Source organism: Christiangramia sp. (genome assembly GCF_029937855.1).
In the GTDB taxonomy this organism is placed as follows: domain Bacteria; phylum Bacteroidota; class Bacteroidia; order Flavobacteriales; family Flavobacteriaceae; genus Christiangramia.
Window position 1 is genome coordinate 37,246 of sequence record NZ_JAPYPC010000004.1, and the last position, 23,991, is coordinate 61,236.

The window sequence follows — 23,991 nt, forward strand, 5'->3', positions numbered from 1 at the left end:
AATGATTAAAGCAAAAAAGAAGAAAAGTTTATGAGGACGAAATCACTAAAGAAGAACAGGATCAACGTGGTAACCCTTGGTTGCAGTAAGAATGTTTACGATAGCGAGGTGCTGATGGGGCAGTTAAAGGCCAACAAAAAAGACGTTGTACATGAAGAAGATGGGAATATTGTAGTGATCAATACCTGTGGTTTTATTGATAATGCCAAGGAGCAATCTGTAAATACCATCCTTGAATTTGTGGAGAAGAAACAGCAGGGAGAGGTGGATAAGGTTTTCGTCACCGGATGTTTGAGTGAACGTTATAAGCCAGATCTACAGAAAGAAATTCCAGATGTAGACCAGTATTTTGGAACTACAGAACTTCCCGGATTGCTTTCTGCTTTAGAAGCCGATTATAAACATGAGCTTATTGGGGAGCGTATCACCACGACTCCTAAAAATTATGCATATTTAAAAATTGCTGAAGGCTGTGACCGTCCCTGTTCTTTTTGCGCGATCCCATTGATGCGTGGCGGACATAAATCAACTCCCATTGAAAATCTGGTGACTGAAGCTGAGAAACTCGCTGCCAATGGGGTAAAAGAATTGATATTGATCGCCCAGGACCTTACTTATTATGGACTTGATCTTTATAAAAAGCGTAACCTGGCTGAATTGCTTGAAAACCTGGTAAAGGTGGAAGGGATTGAGTGGATCAGGTTGCATTATGCATTTCCAACAGGTTTCCCGATGGATGTGTTGGATGTGATGAAACGTGAACCTAAGGTTTGCAATTATCTGGATATTCCGTTGCAGCATATTTCAGATGATCTTTTGAAATCTATGCGTAGAGGAACCACGCACGAAAAAACGACCAAACTTCTGAAAGAATTCAGAAAAACAGTACCCGAAATGGCTATTAGAACGACCCTCATCGTCGGGTATCCCGGTGAAACTGAAGCACATTTTCAGGAATTGAAGGACTGGGTACAGGAGATGCGTTTTGAGCGACTTGGTTGTTTTACTTATTCCCATGAGGAAAATACGCATGCGTATAATCTCGAAGATAATGTGCCGCAGGAAGTGAAGCAGGAGCGTGCAAATGAGATTATGGAAATCCAGTCTCAGATCTCCTGGGAATTGAATCAGCAGAAAATTGGGGAAGTTTTTAAGGTGGTGATAGACCGGAAGGAAGGAAATTATTTTGTAGGCCGTACCGAATTTGATTCTCCAGATGTAGATAACGAGGTGTTGATAGACGCGACTTCAGTATATCTTAAAACAGGGGATTATTACGAGGTAAAAATTACTGAAGCTGCCGATTTTGATCTTTATGGAGAACCTTTAAACGTAAATACTCAAAAGCCTACCCGTAAAGAGCTAAAAATCAAGACTGTTTAGTTAGCTTGATTTTTTTCCGTTTTTTTGTTATTTCAGGGTCTGATTGTTTAGATACTTCAGGAAAATACAAACATCAAAGCTCCTAATGCTCAGGGTACCATGGCTCCCGTTAAAAGCCTATTCTGATGAAGAAATTGAGAAGCTACGAGCGGAATTTGTCAATTTTAATCAGCTTAAGCCAGCTTAATATTCTTGTCTAGATACACTTCCTGAACTTTATTTAAAATTTCAACACCTTCTTTCAAAGGTCGCTGAAAAGCTTTTCTACCCATAATAAGACCTGCTCCACCGGCTCTTTTATTGATCACTGCGGTTCTCACTGCTTCTTTTATATCAGACTCACCTTTAGAGCCGCCACCTGAATTAATAAGGCCAATTTTGCCCATATAGCAATTGGCAACCTGCAAGCGACAAAGATCTATGGGATGATCTGTCGTAAGTTCGTCGTACATCTGGTCATTATATTTGCCAAAATTAATTTCTTTAAAGCCAAAATTTGTCTCCGACAGTTTTTGTTTTATTACATCTGCTTTTATAGTGACACCAAGATGGTTGGCCTGCCCGGTTAGATCTGCTGCAGAATGATAATCTTCATCGCCTACTTTAAAACTGGAATTTCGGGTATAACACCATAAAATTGTGGCCATCCCCAGTTGATGTGCTTCCTCAAAAGCTTCAGCAATTTCCACGAGTTGGCGATTACTTTCCTTCGATCCAAAATAGATCGTCGCGCCAATGGCTACCGCTCCCATATTCCAGACTTCTTTTACAGTTCCGTAGGGAATCTGATCGTATTTATTGGGATGGGTAAGCAATTCGTTATGATTGATTTTTACGATAAAAGGTATTTTATGGGCATATTTACGCGCATGCAGGCCCAGAACTCCAAAAGTAGAAGCAACCCCATTACAACCGGCTTCTATGGCCAGTTTAATAATATTTTCAGGATCAAAATAATCCTGGTTCTTGTAAAATGAAAAAGCTGCTGAATGTTCTATGCCCTGATCTATAGGCAAGATATTAAGGTAGCCTGTTTTTCCCAGATTTCCGTGCTTATATAACTGGGCGAGGCTTCGAAGCGTTTGAGGATTTCTATCTGATTGTTCAAATCCTTTGACTACATCGGGACCAGGCACATGTAATCGCTCTTTTGTGATTTTTTTCGACTCATGGTTTAAGTAGTAATCAGCGTCTTCTCCAAGGATTTCTCTAATATTTTCTAAACTGCTCATAACTTATATTTTTTTGGTGTTTCTTAAATTCCAAATGGAAATGTTTCAGGTGTTAAATGTCCTTCCGGTTCAAATTTTAAAGGATGAAGAGCCTGGGTTTTATCTAAATAAATGAAAGCATCATAACGTTCGGCGATTTCAGAAGGCACATAATTTCTTCTTTCACCTTCAGGATGATAAACCACTCCAATGGCACGGTGACCAAGCTTAGCTTCCAGGGTTTCAGCAATATCGGGATGTTCATTCATAATAAGTAATTGATCTGAAGGATCTAACTCGTGTAATTTATTTTCAAAACTATTAGAGATTGCCCTGGGAACTTCCATCTTTTTCATGGGAGCTCCCCATCTTTCCCCTGCTATCACGAAACCTTCGTAAGAACCAAATCCAACTAATACTGTATTTTTTCGTCCCTTTTCTTCTCTTACCAGTTGCCCAATATTGGTGAGTCCGCTATGCGCCATGTCTGTAGCTCGCGCGTCGCCTATATGTGTGTTATGAGCCCAGACAATTACTTTAGAATCTTTTCCGTGATACTTCTGTAGGGTGTTCAATGTTTCCATCATATGCCGGTCGCGAACGTTCCAGGAACTTTCACCAAAATTAGAAGTGGATTTGTAATACTTTTCAGCATTGGCCATCACCAGGGAATTTATCTCCGCGTTAAGGTCGGCTTCGGGTTGGCTATCGTAGGTGTGCGCCCGTTGTCTTACCTGTTTAAGAAGTTCTACCACCTCCTGCTGGCAACCTGGTTTGGAATTATTAAATATGGAGCCATAGGAATCTGTGGCCTTGTATGGCTCAAAACAGACCAGGGCATTGCGGGCTAATTCGGCGGTATCCGGATCTTCTTTCTCTAAATAATCCACCATTATTTCCATACTCTCCCATAAACTGTAAACATCTAGACCATAAAAGCCTATTTTTTCTTTTGGTTTCTTTCGTGAATTATGTTCCCTCATCCAGTTCGCAAAAGCAGCGATCTCCCAGTTGGCCCACATCCAGGTTGGCCATCTCTTAAATTCATGCAACACTTCCTCAACATCACCCGCTAAATGTCCTTTAATCCATTGATTTATTTTATAGCAATCTGGCCAGTCACCTTCCACGGCGATAAAAGAAAATCCTTTTTCCTCAATAAGTCGCCTAGAGATCTGGGCTCGCCAGGTATAATATTCGTGAGTTCCGTGGCTGGCCTCACCTAAAAGGACATATTGTGCATCTCCAATTCTTTCCATAAGTGGATCCAGATCACTTTTTTTACTTAAAGGATGGAAATGATTAGATAGATTTGATTGACTCATAATTTTGATAATTTCAGCTTATAGTGTTGAAATTAAAAGTTTTATAAGTGAGCCTGCCTTAGAGAGATGATAAAATAATGATAAAAAACGTTAAGAATACTGCCAGAAGATAGGAAAGGCAAAAGCTGTCCAAAGACATGAATTTAAACCAGAATACTTCAGCGCATTATTACTCCAGGAATTACAGGTCCTGAAAGCATGAAAAGAAGAAAAGGAGGCATAAAAAACATCATTTTCAGAATAATGAAAATCCAGCGGCGATATTTGGTTCTTCTTTTTAAATTTCAGATGCATCAGGAAATATTCTGATAATCTTTTATACTCTTCAGCCTTAATATTCAATTCAATAATTTTTTCTGAATCTATTTTATCCAACTGCCTAATATGCATTGCAGAAGGAGTGTTCAGAAATAATGCTTTAAAAGCGGTTTTAAAAGTAAGGTCTTCCCAATAAGGTGTAGTACGATAAAACTCACGATCGCCCCATCCAAAGGAATAGTATTTGGCAGCCCTCATAGCTTTCGGAAAATGCGCTGGAGGTATCACTTTTTTCCAGTCGATAATTTTGTTTGTGATAGGGACTACAATATCTGTATGGGAACCCTTTTGAACCAGGAAAATTTGAATATCACCCTTATTTTTTGAATGTTGGTTAACCGGAATTAACCCACCAATTAATGTTATTAAGAAATAAATAAACGCAGGAAAGAAAAGAATGATCAAAAAACTCCGAAAAAATTTTCCAAAAGTTTTCATCCTAATCTTATGTGGTTGCTTTTTTCTCCTTTTGATTCTTTCGATAATCTATATAAACGTAGATGCCGTAAATCACGATACCCGCACCACCTATCCAGTAGAGTCCGTTTTTTAGAGTATCAATATCCTGGGCAAAATAAGCGATGGCGAAAGATAATGGGATAATTCCGGTTAGGGTCGCCAGAATGAATTTTCGGTAAGTCATACTCAGCATTCCGGCAACAATGCTGATGGCATCATTGGAGAGAAAAGGGGATATCCTGAAAATAGCAATGGTCCAGAACCCATAATCTGAAATCCAGCGTTCTACTTTTTTGTTTTTAGACTTTCCCATTATTTCTTCAAGATGATCTTCACCCAACCATTTGCCCAGATAGAATGCAATGCTAGACGCGCAGAATACCCCAACTATGGAAATTAAAGCACCACCCCAGAATCCATAAGCTAAAACAGCTACGATCATGGGAAGCCACGAGGGAAAAACTACCAGGAAAATTTGTAAAATCATCACGATAATGATTGCAATAGGACCCCAGAAGCCGAAACTTTTGAAATGATTTCGAATTCTTGTTTCGTCCTCGCTCCATAGAATCTGCCAGGTTTCGTTAATAAATTCCTGGAAAGGAGGATACAAAAAATAGAGTAGCACCAGGCCCACGACAATACTTCCGGTAATGATATATGAAAGTCTTTCAGACAAATTTGCTTTTTTAGATTATGTCAAATTGAACTATAATACTATTCTGAGATCAACCTGAACCTGTTTAGTGTCTCTGCTTACTTAATCAGCTTCAAGATTAAATGAAAGGCTGAAACATATTCAGTATAAGGATTTTTTAAATGATTACTTTTTAAATTATAGGAGAAGATATAAAAAAGGCGGAAATTAGAATTTCCGCCAGACTTAAAGCTTTTATAAAATTTTAATATCCACCATACTTATTCAGTAAAACAGGTTTTCCGTAGCCTAATTCCTCCAGTTTATCCATTTGAGTTTCCGCATCACCTACAATTAAATAATACATTTTATCTGGATTTACATATTGCTTCGCAAGATCCTGGATATCTAAAACGTCCAATTCTTCTACCTGTGCTTCACGATCTTTTACATACTCATAATTATACCCGTAATCGTTAATCTCCCGAAGCATATTCAATTTGGCTCCCAAGGTTTCAAACCTCCGGGCATTACTCTTTATCATGTAGCTTTTAGTGACGTCAAGGTCTTCCTGGCTATAAGTGGCAGGATATTCCTTTAAAATATCCCTTACCAATTCTGCCGCTTCGTAGGTAATGTTGGATCTCACGCCACTGCTTATCATAAAAGGGCCAATGTAAGACCTGTCTGTAAATCTCGAACGTATACCGTAGGTATATCCTTTTCCTTCTCTCAATTCCTGGGTGAGTCTGGAAGCAAAACCTCCACCTCCCAATCGGTAATTCATAACTTCGGCAGGATAGAAATTTTCATTTTTGGCTGAAAGCGAGGGAGCACCAAATGCGAAAACCGATTGTTTTGCGCCGGGAACGTCATAGAAATAAACCTTTGATCTTTCAGGTAGTTCAAAGTCAGGCACTTCAGGAAAACTTATATTTCTCGGTGCCCAATTTGCTGAAATGGCTTTGATTGCATTTAATGCCTCATTTTTTTTAATATCGCCCACTGCCAAATAGGTTGCTGCCAGTGGAGAAAGTTTGTCTTTATAATATTCTTTAAGGTCCTGTAAGCTTAAGCTTTTTACAGTTTCTGGAGTTCCCAGTTCATTGTAAGAAAGTATACTTTCTTCTCCATAAATAAGCTTTTTAAATTCATTCTGGGCAATAGCGTTGGGATCGCCTTTTTGTTCTTTTAATCTGCTTAATATTTTCTGTTTAACCAGTTCAAATTCATTTTCATCCCATCTTGGTTCCAGTAAAATTTCCCTAACCAGTTCCATCGTTTCTGCATAATTTTTTGCCAGGGTATTTCCTGAGATCGTAATTTTCTCTTCACCAGCATTCACATAGATCGAGGCTCCTAAAAGCTCTATGGCCTCTTCCAGTTCAGCAGGAGTTTTTTCTGCAGTTCCTTTGGTCATCATGCTGGCGAGCATATTGGAAACACCAGCCGTTTTCGGGGTTTCCAGTAGCTGTCCACCCTTCATTTCGAGGCTGAATTGTACCACGGGCACCTCTGTATTGGTAATTCCCATGACACTCATTCCTGAAGGCATTCGTGCATCCCAGATTTCAGGAATATTTAGTTCCGGTTTTCCCTGATAAGGTGGCTCGATGCTTCTGTCAAAACTTGAAGGAGTCTTTTTATAAGTGAGGCTTTGGCTGGCATCAAACTCCTCTTCGGCACCTTCCACTATTTCTTCTTCGACCACTTCGGCTTTTTCGGAATTTTCCAATGCCAGTTCAAGCTGACCTTTAGGAACAAAACTGGTGGTTACATAATTTTTATCTTTGATATACTCCTTAAACACCCTCATCACATCATCTTCCGTCACTGCAAGCAATTTATCGATCTCCTTATTGATAAAATTCGGGTCTTTGGCAAAGATCTCATATTGTGCCAGTTGGAATCCTTTTCCCAGTACGCTGGAAATGGAGTTGTAAAAATTTGTTTCCAGTCCTGCTTTTATTCTCTTAAGATCTTGCTGCGGAATCCCATTTTTCTCAAATTCAGCAAAAGTTTCATCAATGGCCGTTTTTACAGAGTCCAGATCTTTTCCTTCATAAGCTCTAACCTGAAGCATTAGTTGACCTGCAAGCTCTGAAGTATAATTGAACATGTTTACGTTCCCGGTAAGCTGCTTTTCTTCTACCAGTTTTTTATACAACGGGGCATTTTTTCCTTCCGATAAATAATTAGAAAGAATTTCCAGCGCAAAACAATCTTCATGATAAGAGTACACTGAAGGCCAGGCGATGGTTAATTCCGGTAATTCGGCAAAGTTATCTTCATGGTAAAGACGTTTGGATTCAGGAAGATTTACCAGTTGCTTTTCTAACTCAGCAATATCTTCTCCCCGTTCTATCTCGTCAAAATATTTATGCACCCATTCCTTGGCCTGTGCTTTATCAAAATCCCCGGAAATGGTAAGAATCACATTATTTGGTACATACCATTTATTATAAAAATCCTTTACATCCTGTAAAGTGGCGTTTTGAAGATCTTCAAGGCTTCCTATAACCTGCCAGTGATAAGGATGATCTTTTGGATACAGGTTTCTGTCTATCACATAAAATGTATGTCCGTAAGGCCTGTTATCAACTCCCTGTCGTTTTTCATTCTTCACTACCTGCTTTTCTTTCGCTAACACAGGCTCTGTCACGGTATTGATGAAAAAACCTAGTTTATCAGCTTCAGCCCAAATCATTTTTTCAAGAGCATCATTGGGTACGGTTTGAAAATAATTGGTCCGGTCCCGGCTTGTGGAACCATTGGCACCGGAACCTCCTATTCTTGCACTCAGCTTATCCAGACCTCCCTTTCCCAGGTTCTCCGACTCCAGAAAAAGTAAATGTTCAAATAAATGTGCGAAACCTGTTCTGCCTTCTTTCTCTCTGGCAGAACCAACGTGGGCGGTTAAAGCTACCGCTACCACGGGATCTGAAGTGTCCTGGTGTAAAATTACCTTTAAACCATTCTCAAGATTAAAAGTTTCAAAATCGACTGAAAAATTTTTGGTTTTATCCTGTCCGAAAGACGGACTCAAAGCTCCTAATACAAAAAGAAGAAAGGTTACTTTAATTAATTTCATATGCTATTTATTTTAATAATCATACCCATTATTATTGGTGAAAAAGATGGCATTGGCAAAAAAGAGCTTACCATTTTCCCAAAATGCGCGGAAAAGAGGATTATCTACCATATATATAATGCTGCCATTTCCCATAGGAACTTCTCCAAATACCAGCGAATTGTTTAAATTCTTAACGGCATCACTTCCTGCAAAGCCTGAAACCACTTCCGGCTCCTGAATATAAGAAATGTTGTAGCCGTCTTCTAATAATCTATAACTGTCATTGCTTAATTTTAAACTAAAATAAGTGTCATTATAACCGAAGGCGAGTGGATGGGTATTATCAACTTTCGTCTTAATAATGCTTCCAGTAATCAGATTTTTAATGCTTTCACGTTCCCTCTGGGCGTAGGGCACGAGATTGGCTTCAGTTTTAGTGGTATCTTTTTCAGTTTTTTTATTTTCAGTAATACCAAAACCTTCTTTTTCATTGAAACTGCTAACCGCATTACCGATAGCCATTAATTTTCCGCCATTTTTTACCCAGGATGAAATCTTTTCCATTGTTTTTTCATTCATAAATTCTCCATACCTACCTTCCGGCATGATGAGAATATCAAACTCACTGAGATCTATGCTGCTGAAATAATTGGTGTTTACTGGAGTTACAGGGTAATTTAAATCCTGCTCAAAGAAATACCAGATTTCACCAAAATTGAGTGAAGAAACCTCGTCACCTTTTAAAACAGCTACTTTTTGCCTGTTAATAATCTTTATTTCTGAAGATCCAAAGTCGGGGCCACTACCTGCAAAACTCGTTTCCGCAGTTAAAAGCTGGCGCTCATGTTCATTAGCAATTTTTATCACCCTGGAATTGAAATTTTCAAGATTTAGATTGTCGCTTTTGGTGATAAGGATGCTTCCAGGTTCAAAATTTTGTCCATTACTTTTAAAAGCTACCTCACTAAATCTAACTTTTATATCCTCTTTAATAAGTGCTGCAAGAAATTGTGCATCCTGCATACTGTTCCATTTGCTTATATATCCAGGTCCATCAGTATTGGCTGTATTCTGAATGGTAGTTGTCCCAGGTTTCTCTGAGCCGGAAATAAGCCTGGTGCTGGCCACGGCATCGAGGCCGTAAGCATAAGGCAGACTCCAGGCGGTAATATCGTAAGTAAGGGAATCTGCCAGTTTGGTTTTAGGTTCAAACAATACTTTTACCATTTTTCCTTTCGGCTGATTCGTTGAAACTACCAGCGTATTTTGATTATTTTCTAAATTCCCTGTTTTGTTGGAGTTATAATGAAACCCATTTATCCTGCCTGAATTTGCATAGGAATATTTTATTTGGTGCCTGTCTAATAATTCCTTTAAATTATTCAGTTTGTCAGGGTTACCATTTAAAGCATAACTTTTATATTCAAAATCCTCATTACTGAAATAATTCTGAAATTCTTTATTTAATTCTTCTGTATTTCTCGAAGCCACTTCCACGGTAGAAATTCCTGTGGTATAGTGATGCTCCAAACGATCTTTTAAGGTCAGGATATATCCTTCATCAGTTTTAATTCCTAAACCTGCGCGACCATGACCGGCCTGTTCATAGGTCATTCCAATGGCACCCATATATGTGGGATAGGTATCGCCGTAGCTTGGATAAAGCAGGTCAAAACGCTCCCCGGTAAAATATAACCATCCTTCTTTATCAAAATATTTTGCATGGTTCTTTCCAATTCGGGTTTGGAAATCCCTTTGGAAGGGAGTGATCACTTCGTGAAATGGTTCTGCGGCCGGGGCAAAATAATATGGATCGTTAATTCCCTGTTCATGAAAATCCACATGGATGTGGGGTAGCCACTTATTATAGACCTTCAATCTTTGCTGAGTTTCAATTTGGGTAGCCCAGGCCCAATCACGATTTAAATCAAAAAGATAATGATTTGGCCTTCCTCCTGGCCAGGGTTCGTGATGTTCAGCGGCTTGCTGCAATACATTATAAGGTTGTGTTTTTACCTGATTGTACCAGTTGGCATAACGGTCCCTTCCATCAGGATTTACACAGGGATCTATGATGACAATGGTATTTTCAAGCCAATCCTTTTTTTCTGTGATCAGGCTGTAAAGCGTTTTCATGGCAGCTTCAGTACTGGAGGCTTCATTCCCGTGCACATTATAGCTCAGCCACACAATAGCTTTATCTGAGGCGGCATCGGTATTTCCTTTCCTAACGGAGCCTAAATGAATATTTCTAATATTTTCGAGGTCGGTCATATTTTCTTCGGAAGAAATGACGGCGTAGGTAAGCGGTCTGCGTTCGTTTGTTTTTCCGTAAGTATGATATTCCACCATACCAGAATTTTCAGCTACATGATTAAAATAACCAACCACATCTGCATGACGGGAAAATTGAGAGCCAAGTTCGTAACCAAGAAAATCGGAAGGAGATTTAAGGCTCTGAGCCTTAATTATATGAAAACTTAAAAAAAGTAAGGGGATTAAACAGAAGTGATTTCTCATTAAATATTTATTTTAGAATAAGCCAGGTAAAGATAGTATCTAGGCTTGAATTAACTAAAAATTAGGGAATAAAATCCCTATCTTCGGTATCTTTGCAACCACAATTGAAATTTATGCCGACCGATTGTATTTCGTATCCCGAAACCAATTACTTTACTCCCTTAATTCTGGACTATTTATCTGAAAAAAAAGAATTAAGAGAATTCTATAATAGATTTCCGAAGATTGAAAACTTTGGAGATCATATAGCCGAAAAAAAGAAAAGCTACGATCATAGTATTAGAAAAGATCTTTTAGATGTTTTGCAGCATCAGTACTCCAAACTTGCTGTTTCTGAAAAAACGAAAAATAATATTGAATCATTAGCATCTGAAAATACCTTTACCGTGGTCACCGGTCACCAGCTAAATTTATTTACGGGGCCTTTGTATTTTCTATATAAGATTATTTCTACCATCAACCTTACTAAACAGCTAAAGGAAAAATATCCTAATAATAATTTTGTTCCCGTTTACTGGATGGCGACTGAAGATCATGATTTTGAGGAAATCAATTTTTTTAATCTTCATGGTAAGAAATTCAAATGGAATAGTCCAGATAAAAGGGCCGGGCAAACCGCAGTGGGAACACTTTCTACTGAAGGTCTTGAGGAAGTTTTTAAACTTTTTTCCGCAGAAATAGGTGGAGGTGAAAATGCAGATTTTTTAAAATCACTATTTGAAAAGGCCTACCTGCAACATGATAATCTTACAGATGCCACTCGTTTTATAGCCAATGAGCTTTTTACGGAGCATGGTTTGGTAATTATTGCTGCAGGAGATAAAAGACTAAAAAAACATTTTATAACCTATGTGGAAAATGAATTAATCCGGCAGATTTCTCACAAACAAACAACCAGCACCGTTGAGAAAATAAATTCGCTCGGTTATAATATCCAGGTAAATCCCAGGGAAATCAATTTATTTTATCTCAATGATGAGATGCGGGAAAGGATTATTGAGCGGGAAGGAAAATTTTTTGTGCATGAAACCAATATATCATGGAGCAAAGAAGAGATTCTTCAGGAATTAAAGGAACATCCCGAGCGATTTAGTCCTAATGTAATGCTGAGACCGCTTTATCAGGAAGTGATCCTGCCCAATCTTTGTTATATAGGTGGAGGTGGAGAGCTGGCTTACTGGCTGGAACTAGAGTCATATTTTAAAGCTGAAGAGGTGACTTTTCCTATGTTGCTGCTCCGAAATTCTGCTTTATTACAAACGGAAAAGCAAAAAGAAAAGCGGGAAAAACTGAATATTTCTATTTCAGAATTATTTTTGAAACAGCACGAACTCATCAATAGGAAAGTACGGAAAATATCAAATATCGATATTAATTTTTCTCCTCAAAAAGAACATTTAATTACCCAGTTTCAGCAAATGTATGATTTGGCGGAACAAACCGATGAATCCTTTTTAGGAGCAGTAAAAGCCCAGGAAGTAAAGCAGTTAAAAGGCCTTGATAATCTGGAAAAGAGATTGCTGAAAGCCCAGAAAAGAAAATTGAAGGATGAAGTGGAAAGGATAGCTACACTTCAAAATGAGCTATTTCCACACCGTAGTTTGCAGGAAAGACAAACTAATTTTTCTGAATTCTATAATGATTACGGAAATAAACTTATCAATAAGTTGATGGCAGAATTGGATCCGTTAGAGTCTAACTTTAAAATTCTGACTTTTGGAAAAGAATAGAATGCATACCATAGATATGAATCTGGTAGAAATGACGTTGGACGTCATGAAATATACCATAGATCGTATTTCTAATGTCACGCCGGAACTTGGTTCCCCAAAAAAAGAAGAAGATCTCCTTAGAATAGTAGGAGAAACGATTACTCCTGAAGGGATAGGAGGTGAAAATGCGTTTCAGTTATTTAGGGATGTACTGGTAAAAGCTACGGTGCCCATAGATCATCCACGGCATTTGGCATTTGTGCCTGCAGCGCCTACCAGGGCAGCGATTATGTTCGATTTGGTGACTTCAGCTTCCAGTATACATGGCGCGTACTGGATGGAAGGTGCCGGTGGTATTTTTTGCGAAAACCAGGCGATGAAATGGCTGGTTTCCCTAACCAAGCTTCCTGAAGGGGCTTTTGGAGTTTTCACCAGTGGCGGTACCGCCGCGAACCTTTCTGCTTTGGTGACAGCGAGGGAAGAATGGAGAGAGCAGAAACCAAACCATGCCAGAGAAAGAGCTTTATTACTTACCTCCACCGGAGCACATAGTTCTATAAAATCTATGGCCAAAGTGATGGATGCAGATGTTATTCTGGTAGAGTCAGATGAAGAATTCCTTTCCGGGGAAGATTTGAAAAACTCGCTTAGCCAGCTAAATGAGAAAGACAGAAACCGCCTCTTTGCAGTGGTTGCTACAGGAGGAACTACAAACGCCGGGATTATTGATGATCTTAAAGGAGTTGCTGAGGTTTGCGCAAATGAAAATGTATGGTTACATGTAGATTGTGCCTATGGAGGTGGAGCACTGGCCGCAAATTCTGTAAGACATCTTTTTAACGGTATTGAAAAAGCAGACAGTATTACCATAGACCCTCATAAATGGTTGTTTTCACCTTATGATTGCGGCGCAGTAATTTATAAGAATTTAGAACTGGCTAAAAAGGCTCATTCTCAAAAAGGCGCTTATTTAGATATTTTTAAAGATGAAGGTGCCCAGGGTTTTAATCCTGCAGATTATCAGATTCAGCTTACAAGAAGGTTAAGAGGAATGCCGCTTTGGTTTTCCCTCGCCATGCATGGTACCAATAAGTATAAAGAAGCGATAGAACGCGGAATTGAACTTGCCAAAATAGCTGCGGAAAAAGTTGAGAATAATGAAAATCTTGAGCTGGTAAGACCTGCAAGTCTATCGGTGGTTTTGTTCAAAAGAAAAGGCTGGACTGCGGAAGATTACAGAGATTGGACCTATAAAAATCACAGGGAAGGCTTTGCGCTGGTAACGCCATCTTTATGGAAAGAAGAAAGCGTGATTAGATTCTGCTTTATCAACCCAGATACTACAGAAGATGATATAGATCAAATCCTGAAAACTCTTGAAAAATAGGATCTAAATTTGAGATCTTAGCTGCTAATATGTATGTGCTGGCAATTTCTATATTTTTTAGCTTCTAATCCAAACTACGAAATGTTATTCTTCTAAACCATTAATCTTTTTGATTCTAACAATATTGCTTAAAATTCTAGCACAATTAAATTATTTAAGAAGTGTTTAATACGCCTTTCTTTAGTTTTAGGAAATAAGAATTTTAATAATGAATTATTTACCGGAAGTTATTATTGGCTTGGTGTTGCTTATAATAGTATTTACTGTATTTGCTCTGGGAAAAGGAATAGAAGACTGAGTTATTTTACTTACTAATACCAGTTTGATTTTTTATTATCCATACGATTATCCTCATCTTAAAGCCTGCGTTTCTCATACTTTTCAGCGCTTTTGAAAATTTATTAAATCCCTTGCTTTGATTTTTTCTCAATTTCCTATTTTTGCGCATGCAAAATAACGTACTCATCCTAGACTTTGGCTCGCAGTACACGCAACTTATCGCGCGAAGAGTTAGAGAGCTAAATATCTACTGCGAAATTTATCCTTATCACAAAATTCCAGATGACCTTTCTGGTTTTAAATCAGTCATCCTTTCTGGTAGTCCATTTTCAGTTAGAGCTGAAGATGCACCGCATCCAGACCTTTCTAAAATAAGAGGGAAATTGCCTGTTTTGGCAGTTTGCTATGGGGCGCAATATCTGGCTCATTTTTCCGGTGGAAAAGTAGAACCTTCAGATACCCGGGAATATGGAAGGGCAAATCTTTCAGTAATTAAAGATGCTGAGCCTTTATTCGAAAATATCAAAGAGAATTCACAGGTTTGGATGAGCCATAGTGATTCTATTATTAAACTTCCTGAAAACGCTGTTAGGCTTGCAAGTACAACCGATGTACTGAATGCCGCTTATAGAATTGATGGAGAAGAAACCTATGCGATTCAGTTTCATCCTGAAGTTTACCATTCTACCGATGGGAAACAACTCCTTGAAAATTTTCTTGTAAAAATTTCCGGTACAAATCAGACCTGGACTCCCGGGAAATTTGTAGATCTTACGGTCTCAGAATTACAGGATAAAATTGGCGATGATAAAGTGGTACTTGGTCTAAGTGGCGGAGTAGATTCTTCGGTAGCAGCAGTATTGTTACATAAAGCTATTGGCAAGAATCTTTATTGCATCTTTGTTAATAACGGATTGTTGAGAAAGAACGAATTTGAAAGTGTTCTGGATCAGTATAAAGATATGGGTCTTAATGTTAAAGGAGTGGATGCTTCGGCACGTTTCTTGGATGCTCTCAAAGGATTAAGTGATCCCGAAGAAAAACGTAAAGCTATTGGAAATACTTTTATCGAAGTATTTGATGATGAAGCACATGAAATAAAGGATGTGGTTTACCTGGCACAGGGTACTATTTATCCCGATGTTATTGAATCGGTTTCAGTAAACGGACCTTCGGTTACCATTAAATCACATCATAATGTGGGTGGTTTGCCAGATTTTATGAAACTGAAAGTGGTAGAGCCTTTGAGAATGTTGTTTAAAGATGAGGTAAGAAGAGTAGGGAAGGAACTTGGAATAGACCAAACCTTACTGGGAAGACATCCTTTTCCTGGACCAGGACTGGCCATAAGAATATTGGGTGATATTACTGCGGAAAAAGTTAGAATCCTTCAGGAAGTAGATCATATATTTATTCAGGGTTTAAGAGACTGGATGTTATATGATAAAGTATGGCAGGCAGGAGCGATCTTATTGCCAATTCAGTCGGTTGGAGTTATGGGAGACGAAAGAACCTACGAACAGGTAGTAGCGCTAAGAGCTGTGGAGTCTACAGATGGGATGACCGCAGACTGGGTAAATTTACCTTATGAGTTTTTACAAAAAACCTCCAATACAATAATTAACCGGGTTAAAGGCGTTAATAGAGTGGTATATGATATTAGTTCAAAACCACCGGCAACTATTGAGTGGGAATAATAATCACCGTTTAAACTAAAAACGATAATGAAGTATCTATTTGTAATATGTTTTCTTTTTCAGGTTTATTCGACCTCGGCGAATGCACAGGCGTATAAATACCATACTGTAAAAAAAGGGGAAACCGTTTTCAGTATTTCTCAAAGCTATAGCATAGATGAGGAAGATATTTACAAATATAATCCAGAGGCACGTGAGGGGATTGGGGTGAATGAGAAGCTGGTAATTCCGATTAAAGAATCTGGTTCTGCTCAAAAATCTACCGTTTCTGAAGCTCCGCAATTTGTGGAACATACAGTAAAGAAGAAAGAAACTCTTTATAGCCTTTCCAAAGAATATAACGTAAGTGTAGACGATATAAAGAGATACAATAAGCAGCTGTATTCCAAAGAACTGCAAATGGGGGAGACTATAAAAATTCCTTCAGGAAATTCTAATTCTCAGCAATCTATTATTACTGAAAATACCACCTCCTCAATTCCTGTTGAAAATAATAAACCTCAGGAAAAGCAAATTACAAGCACCCGGGAGCATATCGTTCTTCCGAAAGAAACAAAGTACGGGATCGCCAGGAAATATGGAATGACGGTAAAAGAACTGGAAGGTTTAAACCCCAGAGTAGAAGTGCTACAGCCGGGAATGATGATAAGAGTGGGTACCGATGTACTGGATGATGAGCCGGTAATCATTACCGATGAAAGGTTTAGGTTCTACGAAGTAAAACCACAGGAAACCTTATATAGTTTAGCTGAACGTTTTGGAGTGAGTCAGGATTCTTTAAAGCAACTCAACCCTGCACTTAAAGAAGGGCTAAAATTCGGGATGGTATTAAAAGTTCCGAAGAAAAACAGTGACGGCGAAGAGATAGATGATGATGCTTATACCGGGCGGGGCGAAATGGCCGATACCAAAATGGATTTAAGTGAATTTATAAATAATCGTAGTACCAAGGAGATCGCCTTAATGCTACCATATCATTTAAACAAAATAGATGCCGATTCTCTGGAGACCTACCGCAATACAATTTTGAATGAAAGGGTGGTACGTATCTCTTTAGATTTCTATAGCGGAGTGCTCATGGCGGTAGATAAAGCGAAATCTATGGGCATCTCGACGAACCTTAAAGTTTATGACACCAAAAGAGATCCTTCTGAGGTAGCCAATATCATCAACAGTAATAATTTTAATAATACCGATGCGGTTATTGGACCGCTGTTACAGGAAACTACCGAAGCTGCGGCCTCGAGGTTGGAAAAAAAGAATATTCCGGTGATAAACCCGTTGTCAAACAGAAGTATGAGAGGCTATAAAAATCTTTTTCAGTCAAGGCCTGGAGATGATTTTATGAAAAGCGCCATGGTGGATTATATTGTAAAGAATTCTACAGGAAAGAATATTATTATTGTAGCTGATGGGAAATCTTTTCAGATTAAAAATGAATTGAATAACCTTATTCCTTCAGCTAGAAATGTGAATCCCAGCGGCAATTTTGTTTCTGAAGCTAAATTAGCTGAAATGATGGCTGGAGGTGAAAATTGGGTAATTCTGGAATCAGATAACATCAATTTAGTAAGTAGCGTTACTGCAGCATTAAATAGATTGGCAAGAAATCATGACGTGACGTTGTTAACTACTAATAAGAACAATGCCTATGAAAATGACATCATTTCCAACAATCACCTTGGAAAGCTAAAATTCCGTTATCCTTCTGTAGATAAGGAATATGATACCAAACTTTCTGATGATTTTATCAAGGATTACGAAACCCGCTTCAATATTGAACCTAATCAATATGCGGTAAGAGGTTATGATCTAACTATGGATGTGCTATTACGGCTTGCTTCAGCAGAAGATCTTTATGAGTCTTTTGAAAAGTATCCCGGCTATACCGAATATTATGAAAGTAAATTCCATTATATGCCAAATGCCGGTGGAGCAGGCTATACCAATGATGCAATTTATATTTTACAACTGAATGAGGACCTTACTATAAGCAAAGCAAATGACTTCTAAAGTAATTTATCTTGGTGACCTAAGAACTGAATCTGAACATCTTCAAAGTGGATCCAAGATGATCACTGATGCTCCAGTGGATAACCATGGAAAAGGTGAAGCATTTTCTCCTACAGATACCGTGGCCAATGCCCTGGCGACCTGTATGCTAACGGTAATGGGGATTAAAGCAGAATCTCTCGAAATAGATATAAAGGGCGCTTCTGCGAAAGTTACTAAAACTATGGCTTCAGAACCCAGAAGGATCTCCAGGATTGATGTGGCTATTTTGATGCCTGCCACTTATTCTGAAAAGCAGACTAAAATCCTTGAAAAAACCGCCAAAACCTGTCCTGTACTTGAAAGTTTGCATCCAGAGATCGAAAAGAACATTTCCTTTCGTTATTCATGAAAAATGTAGGGTTTTTAATAATTATTTTATTGATTTCTTCGGCAGTTTTGGCGCAGGAGAAACAGGAAAAGATTAGATGGCAGCAGGATAGGCCTTTGACCTGGAAAGATTTTAAAGCTTTGCCAGATGATTCAAATTCTTATTCTGCAAATACCAATTCCGGGATTAGTTATACCTGGAGTTACAGCACTTCTTCCGGAACGCCGATTTTAGAGCACGAAGTATTTAGCAATTTTTACCCCCAACTTTCCTGGGTTAAAGAAATAGAAAACGAACAATATCTCCTGGCTCATGAACAATTGCATTTTGATATTTCTGAATTACATGCCCGCAAGCTTAGAAAAGCCCTGGAGCAATATGAGATTGGTCGAAATATTCGACAGGACTTAAAACGTATTTATCAAAAAATTGAAGCAGAAAGAACTGCCATGCAAAATAAGTTTGATAAAGAAACTTCCCATAGTGAATTTAGGGAAGCCGAAATTAAGTGGCGAAAATTTATTCAGCAGGAACTAAAAAAATTACAGCAATATTCAAGCTAAAGTTGAGCTGCTTCTTTTTTTGCCGAATCAAATTCAGAGATTATTTCTCTAACGATATCGGCAGCAGGTTTAATTTCATGAATAAGGCCTGAAATTTGTCCAATTTCAAGTTCGCCTTCTTCCAGATCACCTTCAAACATCCCTTTTTTTGCCCTGGCGCGTCCTAATAATTCAATGAGTTCCTGTTTACCGGGTGATTTTGTATAGAGTTCCTGCACATCTTCATAGAATTTATTTTTAAGTAACCGCACTGGAGCAAGTTCCTTCAGGGTTAAAACGGTATCACCCTCTTTGGCATTTACCACCATTTCTTTGAAATTCGGATGGGAAGAAGCTTCTGGTGTGGCTACAAATCGGCTGCCAATTTGAACAGCATCTGCGCCAAGTACCATAGCTGCAAGCATTCCTTTTCCTGTTGCAATACCGCCAGCAGCGATTAAAGGAATAGAAATCTTTTCCTTGACCATAGGAATCAGTGTAAAAGTAGTAGTCTCATCCCTACCGTTATGGCCCCCGGCTTCAAAACCTTCAGCTACCACGGCATCTACTCCGGCTTCTTCAGATTTTATCGCAAATTTCACACTGCTTACCACATGAACCACTTTTATTCCGTGCTCTTGCAGGTGTCTGGTCCAGGTTTTTGGATTTCCGGCAGAGGTAAATACGATCTTAACCCCTTCTTCAACGATAATTTCCATGATCTTATCAATTTCAGGATATAGCATGGGAACGTTTACAGCGAAAGATTTATCGGTAGCTTTCTTACATTTTTGAATATGTTCTCTTAAAATATCGGGGTACATAGAACCTGAACCAATTATTCCCAATCCGCCGGCATTGGAAACGGCACTGGCTAATTTCCATCCGCTGGCCCAGATCATTCCGGCCTGGATCAAAGGATATTTTATATTGAAAAGTTGTGTGATTCTATTTGTGTTTGCCATTATTTTTTAATGATAAGAAAAGATTGTCTTGAATTATTCTGTTCAAACATAATAATATAAATTCCTCTGGAAAAACCTGAAAGGTCTATTTTATCTTCCCTCTGCTCTTGTTGTAAAAGAACCTGCCCCAGCGTATTGAATAAAGTGATTTTATAGGCTAAATTCCCTGGATTGTTAAATCTTAAATTGTTAACCACAGGATTTTGATAAAGAAACAATTCTTCGGAAATTTCTTTATCTTCAAGTACCTGTAATAAGGCATCCTGAAAATTGGGAATCCCATACCCAAGTTGAGTCGTTGGATTAGTAAATAAACTTGAAAATTTCCTTACCAGTTGCATTACTTCAGTATTGCTAAGAGAAGGATCTGCCTGCCAAAAACTGGCCACCGAACCGGCAAGGATAGGGGAGGCAAAGGAAGTTCCGCTTACCTGTACCAAATTATCAAACTCATCTATCGCCACTATTTCCAATCCCTGGGCGGCCACATCTGGTTTTACCCGACCATCTGCTGAAGGTCCGGGTGAACTAAAGGGAGCATAATTTCTGTTCCTGTCTACAGCGCCAACAGAAAGTACATTGGCATCTGCAGGGGCACCAATAATTTTAAAATACTCCTCATTTCCGCGGTTTCCGGCTGAGGTTACCACTAGCAAACCTTTTTCTGTAGCAATAGTTGCTCCCCTGGATATAAAAGTTGTTTCTCCATCCATATCTTCAGGAGTGTAGCTATAATCTGGATCGTCAAATAAAGTGTAGCCCAACGAAGTATTGATAAGATCTACACCCAGACTATCGGCCCTTTCCGCAGCTTCCACCCAATAGGACTCTTCCACAGGAGTCTCTGTTGCTTCAATTTCTGTACGGAATAGATAATAGGAGGCATCGGGTGCTGTCCCCGCATAGCTACCTTCAATAAAACCAGCCATATTAGAGAGTACCAGCGTGCCGTGGTTGCTCAATTCAGGGTTATTAAAATCTGTAGATCTATTAGGAAAATCATAACCTCCCAGAAGTTTTCCGTTAGATCGCAACCTATTAAAAGCCTGCATGGTTCTTACATTGGGAAAACCAGCATCCATAACCGCAATGCTTATTCCTTCACCGGTAAAATCATTTTCATGGAGATAATCGGTGTTTAGCATTTCGGTTTGATTCAAAGCCTGGCCGTAGCTGAAATCAATATTGGTTTCTAATTTATTCTCTTTTATTTTCTTTTCAGAAGAAGATCTTGTATTTAAATTATCATTGGCAAATTCTATTTTCAAAACAAATTCGAACATCCCAAGTTTTGAAATTTCCTCAGCTGGGCCAATCACATGCACGCAATTCATCCATTTAGATTTAGCTTTTATTGAAATGTTTTCCTCAGATTTAATACGCGAAATATAATCTTCATTTACCGGAACGTCCCTTTCATCTATTGGTGTTCCTCGAAGGGATTTCCGCTGAATAGCTTTTACACTTAAAATGCTGGAGGGATTCGCCAAAGCCTGCTGAAGATTCGGCTTGTCTTTAAAATATACCCATGCGTGTTCTTCCTGTGAATAGGAAAAACAGGTCACAAGGAAAAAAATCAATAGTAGATTTTTCATGAAAGGGTGCTAAAACTTCAATTTACGAAATAACTCCAGAACCGAGTAGTTCTTCATTTTTATACCAGGCTACGAATTGTCCTTCGGTGATAGATGCCTGTGGTTCATCAAAAATCACGTACATACCATTTTCAGTTTGATGTAGTGTAGCATCCTGTAGCGGCTGGCGATATCTTATACGAGCTTTAAGCCTCAATTCCTCGTCATTTTCAATGGCAAGATCTTTCCGAACCCAATGGACTTCATCCTGGGCTATAAAAAGTCCCTGCCTGTAAATCCCTGGATGATCTTTCCCCTGCCCGGTATAGATAACGTTTTCTTCAACATCGGTATCTATTACAAATAAAGGCTCCGGGGTACCTCCAACCGCAAGACCTTTACGCTGACCTTTGGTAAAATAGTGCGCACCCTGGTGTTTTCCCACGATCTTACCATCCTTAAGGCGGTAATTGAATTTTTTAGAGAGATGTTTTAATTGCTCAATTTTTGTATTGAAATTAATATCTTCTTCTAAAAAAGTGTCGTTTTTTGCCGGGACTTCCACGATCACTCCTTCTTTCGGCTTTAATTTCTGCTGAAGAAATTCTGGGAGTCTTACTTTACCAATAAAGCATAATCCTTGCGAATCTTTCTTTTCTGCAGTTACAAGATTTTGTTCCGAAGCTATCTTTCTAACTTCAGATTTTTGTAGTTCGCCAATAGGGAAAAGGGTCCTGGAAAGCTGCTCCTGAGTTAACTGACAAAGAAAATAAGATTGGTCTTTGTTAGTGTCTTTTCCTGAAAGTAACTGGTAAATAGTTTCCCCATCCTTCTCGAATTCTCCTTTTCGGCAATAATGACCGGTCGCCACATAATCGGCTCCAAGGGAGAGGGCGATTTTCATAAAAACGTCGAACTTTATTTCCCGGTTGCAAAGCACGTCGGGATTTGGGGTTCGTCCTTTTTCGTATTCATTGAACATATAATCTACGATACGCTCTTTATACTGTTCACTGAGATCTACCGTTTGAAATGGGATACCAAGTTTATCGGCCACCATCATGGCATCGTTGCTATCGTCTAACCAGGGACATTCGTCTGAAATGGTCACAGAATCATCATGCCAGTTCTTCATAAAAAGACCAATCACCTCATAGCCCTGCTCCTTTAAAAGATAAGCTGAAACACTTGAATCTACACCTCCGGATAAACCAACAACCACTTTTTTCATTCCCTGTTATTTTATGCTTTTAGATAACCGAAGAAAGAGTCGGTTAAGCGGGCACAAAATTACGAAATAAAAAAAGGTGGCGAAAGCCACCTTTAAGTTTGATAAATAAGATCTTTTAGTTTCTTTGAAAAGTAAGGCTGGAAGCAGGAAAATCATTAGGTCTAAAAGTAAATCTATTGCCGTTAAACGCTACAGTTCCTGTAACTTCACCTAATTGAGGTACTTCAATAGTATATTGTGAATCTGAGGAACTGCTCCAGTTTCCGGTATCGGTTTCAGAAACGCATTCTCCTTCTACGGAAGAGAAAAACTCTGAAGATGCCGTATTATCTGCATTGAAAGTGATTGTAGATTGTCCTGTGCACTCGTTTACCGTGTATCCCGGAATGTTATTAGCTTCTACAAGCACCCAGGTTCCAACGATATCTCCCTCTTGCGTTGCATCATCGTCATCACTACAAGACGTTAAAAGCGTAATCGATAATAATAAAATTAAGAACTTTTTCATAAGTATTTATTTAGGTTATTCAAATATATCATTTTTAATAATCTTCTTCTCTTTCTAATTTTCCTTCTGAATAATATTTCCAGGTGCCGGATTTTCTGCCTTCAGTATAAGATCCTTCCATGAGTTTATCCCCAGTGGGAGTAAAATAAAGGGCGGCACCATGCAATTCTCCATCCTTATATTGTAGCTTTTTCGTCACCTGGCCATTATCAGCATAAATTAGACTTTCCCCATGCTTATTTCCGTTTTGATAATTGGTTTTTTCGGCAAGCTCTCCGTTAGTGAAATAAGTCTTTTGAAGACCGTTTAAGGTGTCATTTTTATAAACTTCTGTCATCATGATACTATCAGATTCCTGATGAAAATACAGCCATTTTCCTTCTCTTTTTTTATCAATCATCATCCCTTCACTAATCGCTTTGCCTTTTTGGGTGAAATAAGTGACCTTAACCGAATCGCGATCTGATTCAAAATCCATTATGGCTGTGGGATGGTCATAAAATCCTTTTTTATAGAATTTAAATTCTCCGGTTTCTTGCCCATGATTAAAATTTCCCTCAAATTTCGGTTTTGAGGTTCCTTCAAAATCCACTTGCCAGTAACCATGTCGATTACCTTCCTCATCGTACTGGTTTTTCTGAGCTTGAGTATCTGTAAAGAATAATATAGATACAACTATATATAAATACTGTTTAATCATATTTTAATTAGACGGTATAATTAGCAAATTAACTAATTGGTTTTAGTTATTATCAAAAATTAATCCACTAATAAAAACTCTGAAAAA

The 23,991-nt window shown here is 38.5% G+C and carries 18 protein-coding genes; 7 read left to right on the plus strand and 11 right to left on the minus strand.

What is annotated here, in order from left to right:
* The first annotated feature begins 30 nt into the window (after window positions 1–30).
* A complete protein-coding gene (gene rimO / locus Q1K34_RS03390; RefSeq protein WP_300434515.1) occupies window positions 31–1,383 on the plus strand; it encodes a 30S ribosomal protein S12 methylthiotransferase RimO in 1,353 nt (450 codons plus the stop codon).
* Window positions 1,384–1,556: 173 nt separating this feature from the next.
* On the opposite strand, the gene Q1K34_RS03395 is transcribed toward rimO, so the two are convergent.
* The 6 genes from Q1K34_RS03395 to Q1K34_RS03420 form a co-directional block, all read right to left on the minus strand.
* Complete coding sequence (locus Q1K34_RS03395) at window positions 1,557–2,615, minus strand: class I fructose-bisphosphate aldolase (RefSeq protein WP_300434517.1); 1,059 nt, start codon at window positions 2,613–2,615, stop codon at window positions 1,557–1,559.
* Between the two features lie 23 nt (window positions 2,616–2,638).
* On the minus strand, window positions 2,639–3,919 hold the full coding sequence (locus Q1K34_RS03400; protein ID WP_300434519.1) for an erythromycin esterase family protein: 1,281 nt from the start codon (window positions 3,917–3,919) through the stop codon (window positions 2,639–2,641).
* A gap of 90 nt (window positions 3,920–4,009) precedes the next feature.
* Window positions 4,010–4,642: a TIGR02117 family protein gene (locus Q1K34_RS03405; protein WP_300434522.1), complete on the minus strand. Its 633-nt coding sequence runs from the start codon at window positions 4,640–4,642 to the stop codon at window positions 4,010–4,012.
* Window positions 4,643–4,682: 40 nt separating this feature from the next.
* Window positions 4,683–5,375, minus strand: coding sequence for a TVP38/TMEM64 family protein (locus Q1K34_RS03410; protein ID WP_300434525.1), 693 nt, complete (start codon window positions 5,373–5,375; stop codon window positions 4,683–4,685).
* 223 nt (window positions 5,376–5,598) lie between these two features.
* A complete protein-coding gene (locus Q1K34_RS03415) occupies window positions 5,599–8,424 on the minus strand; it encodes a pitrilysin family protein (protein ID WP_300434527.1) in 2,826 nt (941 codons plus the stop codon).
* 12 nt (window positions 8,425–8,436) lie between these two features.
* Complete coding sequence (locus Q1K34_RS03420; protein WP_300434530.1) at window positions 8,437–10,926, minus strand: M14 family metallopeptidase; 2,490 nt, start codon at window positions 10,924–10,926, stop codon at window positions 8,437–8,439.
* A 113-nt stretch (window positions 10,927–11,039) separates the two neighbouring features.
* Between Q1K34_RS03420 and bshC the strand changes: the two genes are divergently transcribed.
* The 6 genes from bshC to Q1K34_RS03450 all read left to right on the plus strand — a co-directional run bounded on the left by bshC (window position 11,040) and on the right by Q1K34_RS03450 (window position 18,947).
* Window positions 11,040–12,656 carry a bacillithiol biosynthesis cysteine-adding enzyme BshC gene (gene bshC, locus Q1K34_RS03425; RefSeq protein ID WP_300434533.1) on the plus strand — a complete coding sequence of 539 codons (1,617 nt, stop codon included), beginning with the start codon at window positions 11,040–11,042 and terminating at the stop codon, window positions 12,654–12,656.
* A gap of 1 nt (window position 12,657) precedes the next feature.
* Window positions 12,658–14,025: an aminotransferase class V-fold PLP-dependent enzyme gene (locus Q1K34_RS03430; RefSeq protein ID WP_300434851.1), complete on the plus strand. Its 1,368-nt coding sequence runs from the start codon at window positions 12,658–12,660 to the stop codon at window positions 14,023–14,025.
* 446 nt (window positions 14,026–14,471) lie between these two features.
* Window positions 14,472–16,001, plus strand: a complete 1,530-nt coding sequence (gene guaA / locus Q1K34_RS03435) for a glutamine-hydrolyzing GMP synthase (protein WP_300434536.1) — start codon at window positions 14,472–14,474, stop codon at window positions 15,999–16,001.
* 27 nt (window positions 16,002–16,028) lie between these two features.
* On the plus strand, window positions 16,029–18,014 hold the full coding sequence (locus tag Q1K34_RS03440; RefSeq protein ID WP_300434538.1) for a LysM peptidoglycan-binding domain-containing protein: 1,986 nt from the start codon (window positions 16,029–16,031) through the stop codon (window positions 18,012–18,014).
* Window positions 18,004–18,405, plus strand: coding sequence for an OsmC family protein (locus Q1K34_RS03445; protein WP_300434540.1), 402 nt, complete (start codon window positions 18,004–18,006; stop codon window positions 18,403–18,405). Before Q1K34_RS03440 ends, Q1K34_RS03445 begins: the two co-directional genes overlap by 11 nt.
* Window positions 18,402–18,947, plus strand: a complete 546-nt coding sequence (locus Q1K34_RS03450; RefSeq protein ID WP_300434542.1) for a DUF922 domain-containing protein — start codon at window positions 18,402–18,404, stop codon at window positions 18,945–18,947. The genes Q1K34_RS03445 and Q1K34_RS03450 overlap by 4 nt, the downstream gene beginning before the upstream one ends.
* Here Q1K34_RS03450 and Q1K34_RS03455 read toward each other — a convergent pair.
* From Q1K34_RS03455 to Q1K34_RS03475, 5 genes are all read right to left on the minus strand, one after another.
* Window positions 18,944–19,891 carry a nitronate monooxygenase gene (locus Q1K34_RS03455; protein WP_300434545.1) on the minus strand — a complete coding sequence of 316 codons (948 nt, stop codon included), beginning with the start codon at window positions 19,889–19,891 and terminating at the stop codon, window positions 18,944–18,946. The two genes, Q1K34_RS03450 and Q1K34_RS03455, sit on opposite strands and share 4 nt — an antisense overlap.
* On the minus strand, window positions 19,891–21,486 hold the full coding sequence (locus Q1K34_RS03460; RefSeq protein ID WP_300434547.1) for a S8 family serine peptidase: 1,596 nt from the start codon (window positions 21,484–21,486) through the stop codon (window positions 19,891–19,893). Before Q1K34_RS03460 ends, Q1K34_RS03455 begins: the two co-directional genes overlap by 1 nt.
* A gap of 22 nt (window positions 21,487–21,508) precedes the next feature.
* Window positions 21,509–22,696 (minus strand): tRNA 2-thiouridine(34) synthase MnmA, encoded by a 1,188-nt coding sequence (mnmA, locus tag Q1K34_RS03465; RefSeq protein WP_300434550.1) that lies wholly within the window; start codon window positions 22,694–22,696, stop codon window positions 21,509–21,511.
* 115 nt (window positions 22,697–22,811) lie between these two features.
* A complete protein-coding gene (locus Q1K34_RS03470) occupies window positions 22,812–23,204 on the minus strand; it encodes a lipocalin family protein (RefSeq protein WP_300434553.1) in 393 nt (130 codons plus the stop codon).
* Between the two features lie 34 nt (window positions 23,205–23,238).
* Entirely contained in the window at window positions 23,239–23,904 is a 666-nt protein-coding gene (locus Q1K34_RS03475; protein ID WP_300434556.1) for an aspartic peptidase, read from the minus strand.
* Window positions 23,905–23,991 lie beyond the last annotated feature (87 nt).

What these genes read in the sequence shown, in the direction of transcription:
- guaA (WP_300434536.1), top strand. Translation starts at nt 14,472, where the DNA reads ATGCAAAATAACGTACTCATCCTAGACTTTGGCTCGCAGTACACGCAA.
- rimO (WP_300434515.1), top strand. Translation starts at nt 31, where the DNA reads ATGAGGACGAAATCACTAAAGAAGAACAGGATCAACGTGGTAACCCTT.
- Q1K34_RS03420 (WP_300434530.1), bottom strand. Translation starts at nt 10,926, where the DNA reads ATGAGAAATCACTTCTGTTTAATCCCCTTACTTTTTTTAAGTTTTCAT.
- Q1K34_RS03430 (WP_300434851.1), top strand. Translation starts at nt 12,658, where the DNA reads ATGCATACCATAGATATGAATCTGGTAGAAATGACGTTGGACGTCATG.
- mnmA (WP_300434550.1), bottom strand. Translation starts at nt 22,696, where the DNA reads ATGAAAAAAGTGGTTGTTGGTTTATCCGGAGGTGTAGATTCAAGTGTT.
- Q1K34_RS03470 (WP_300434553.1), bottom strand. Translation starts at nt 23,204, where the DNA reads ATGAAAAAGTTCTTAATTTTATTATTATCGATTACGCTTTTAACGTCT.
- bshC (WP_300434533.1), top strand. Translation starts at nt 11,040, where the DNA reads ATGCCGACCGATTGTATTTCGTATCCCGAAACCAATTACTTTACTCCC.
- Q1K34_RS03475 (WP_300434556.1), bottom strand. Translation starts at nt 23,904, where the DNA reads ATGATTAAACAGTATTTATATATAGTTGTATCTATATTATTCTTTACA.
- Q1K34_RS03460 (WP_300434547.1), bottom strand. Translation starts at nt 21,486, where the DNA reads ATGAAAAATCTACTATTGATTTTTTTCCTTGTGACCTGTTTTTCCTAT.
- Q1K34_RS03450 (WP_300434542.1), top strand. Translation starts at nt 18,402, where the DNA reads ATGAAAAATGTAGGGTTTTTAATAATTATTTTATTGATTTCTTCGGCA.
- Q1K34_RS03445 (WP_300434540.1), top strand. Translation starts at nt 18,004, where the DNA reads ATGACTTCTAAAGTAATTTATCTTGGTGACCTAAGAACTGAATCTGAA.
- Q1K34_RS03400 (WP_300434519.1), bottom strand. Translation starts at nt 3,919, where the DNA reads ATGAGTCAATCAAATCTATCTAATCATTTCCATCCTTTAAGTAAAAAA.
- Q1K34_RS03415 (WP_300434527.1), bottom strand. Translation starts at nt 8,424, where the DNA reads ATGAAATTAATTAAAGTAACCTTTCTTCTTTTTGTATTAGGAGCTTTG.
- Q1K34_RS03440 (WP_300434538.1), top strand. Translation starts at nt 16,029, where the DNA reads ATGAAGTATCTATTTGTAATATGTTTTCTTTTTCAGGTTTATTCGACC.
- Q1K34_RS03395 (WP_300434517.1), bottom strand. Translation starts at nt 2,615, where the DNA reads ATGAGCAGTTTAGAAAATATTAGAGAAATCCTTGGAGAAGACGCTGAT.
- Q1K34_RS03455 (WP_300434545.1), bottom strand. Translation starts at nt 19,891, where the DNA reads ATGGCAAACACAAATAGAATCACACAACTTTTCAATATAAAATATCCT.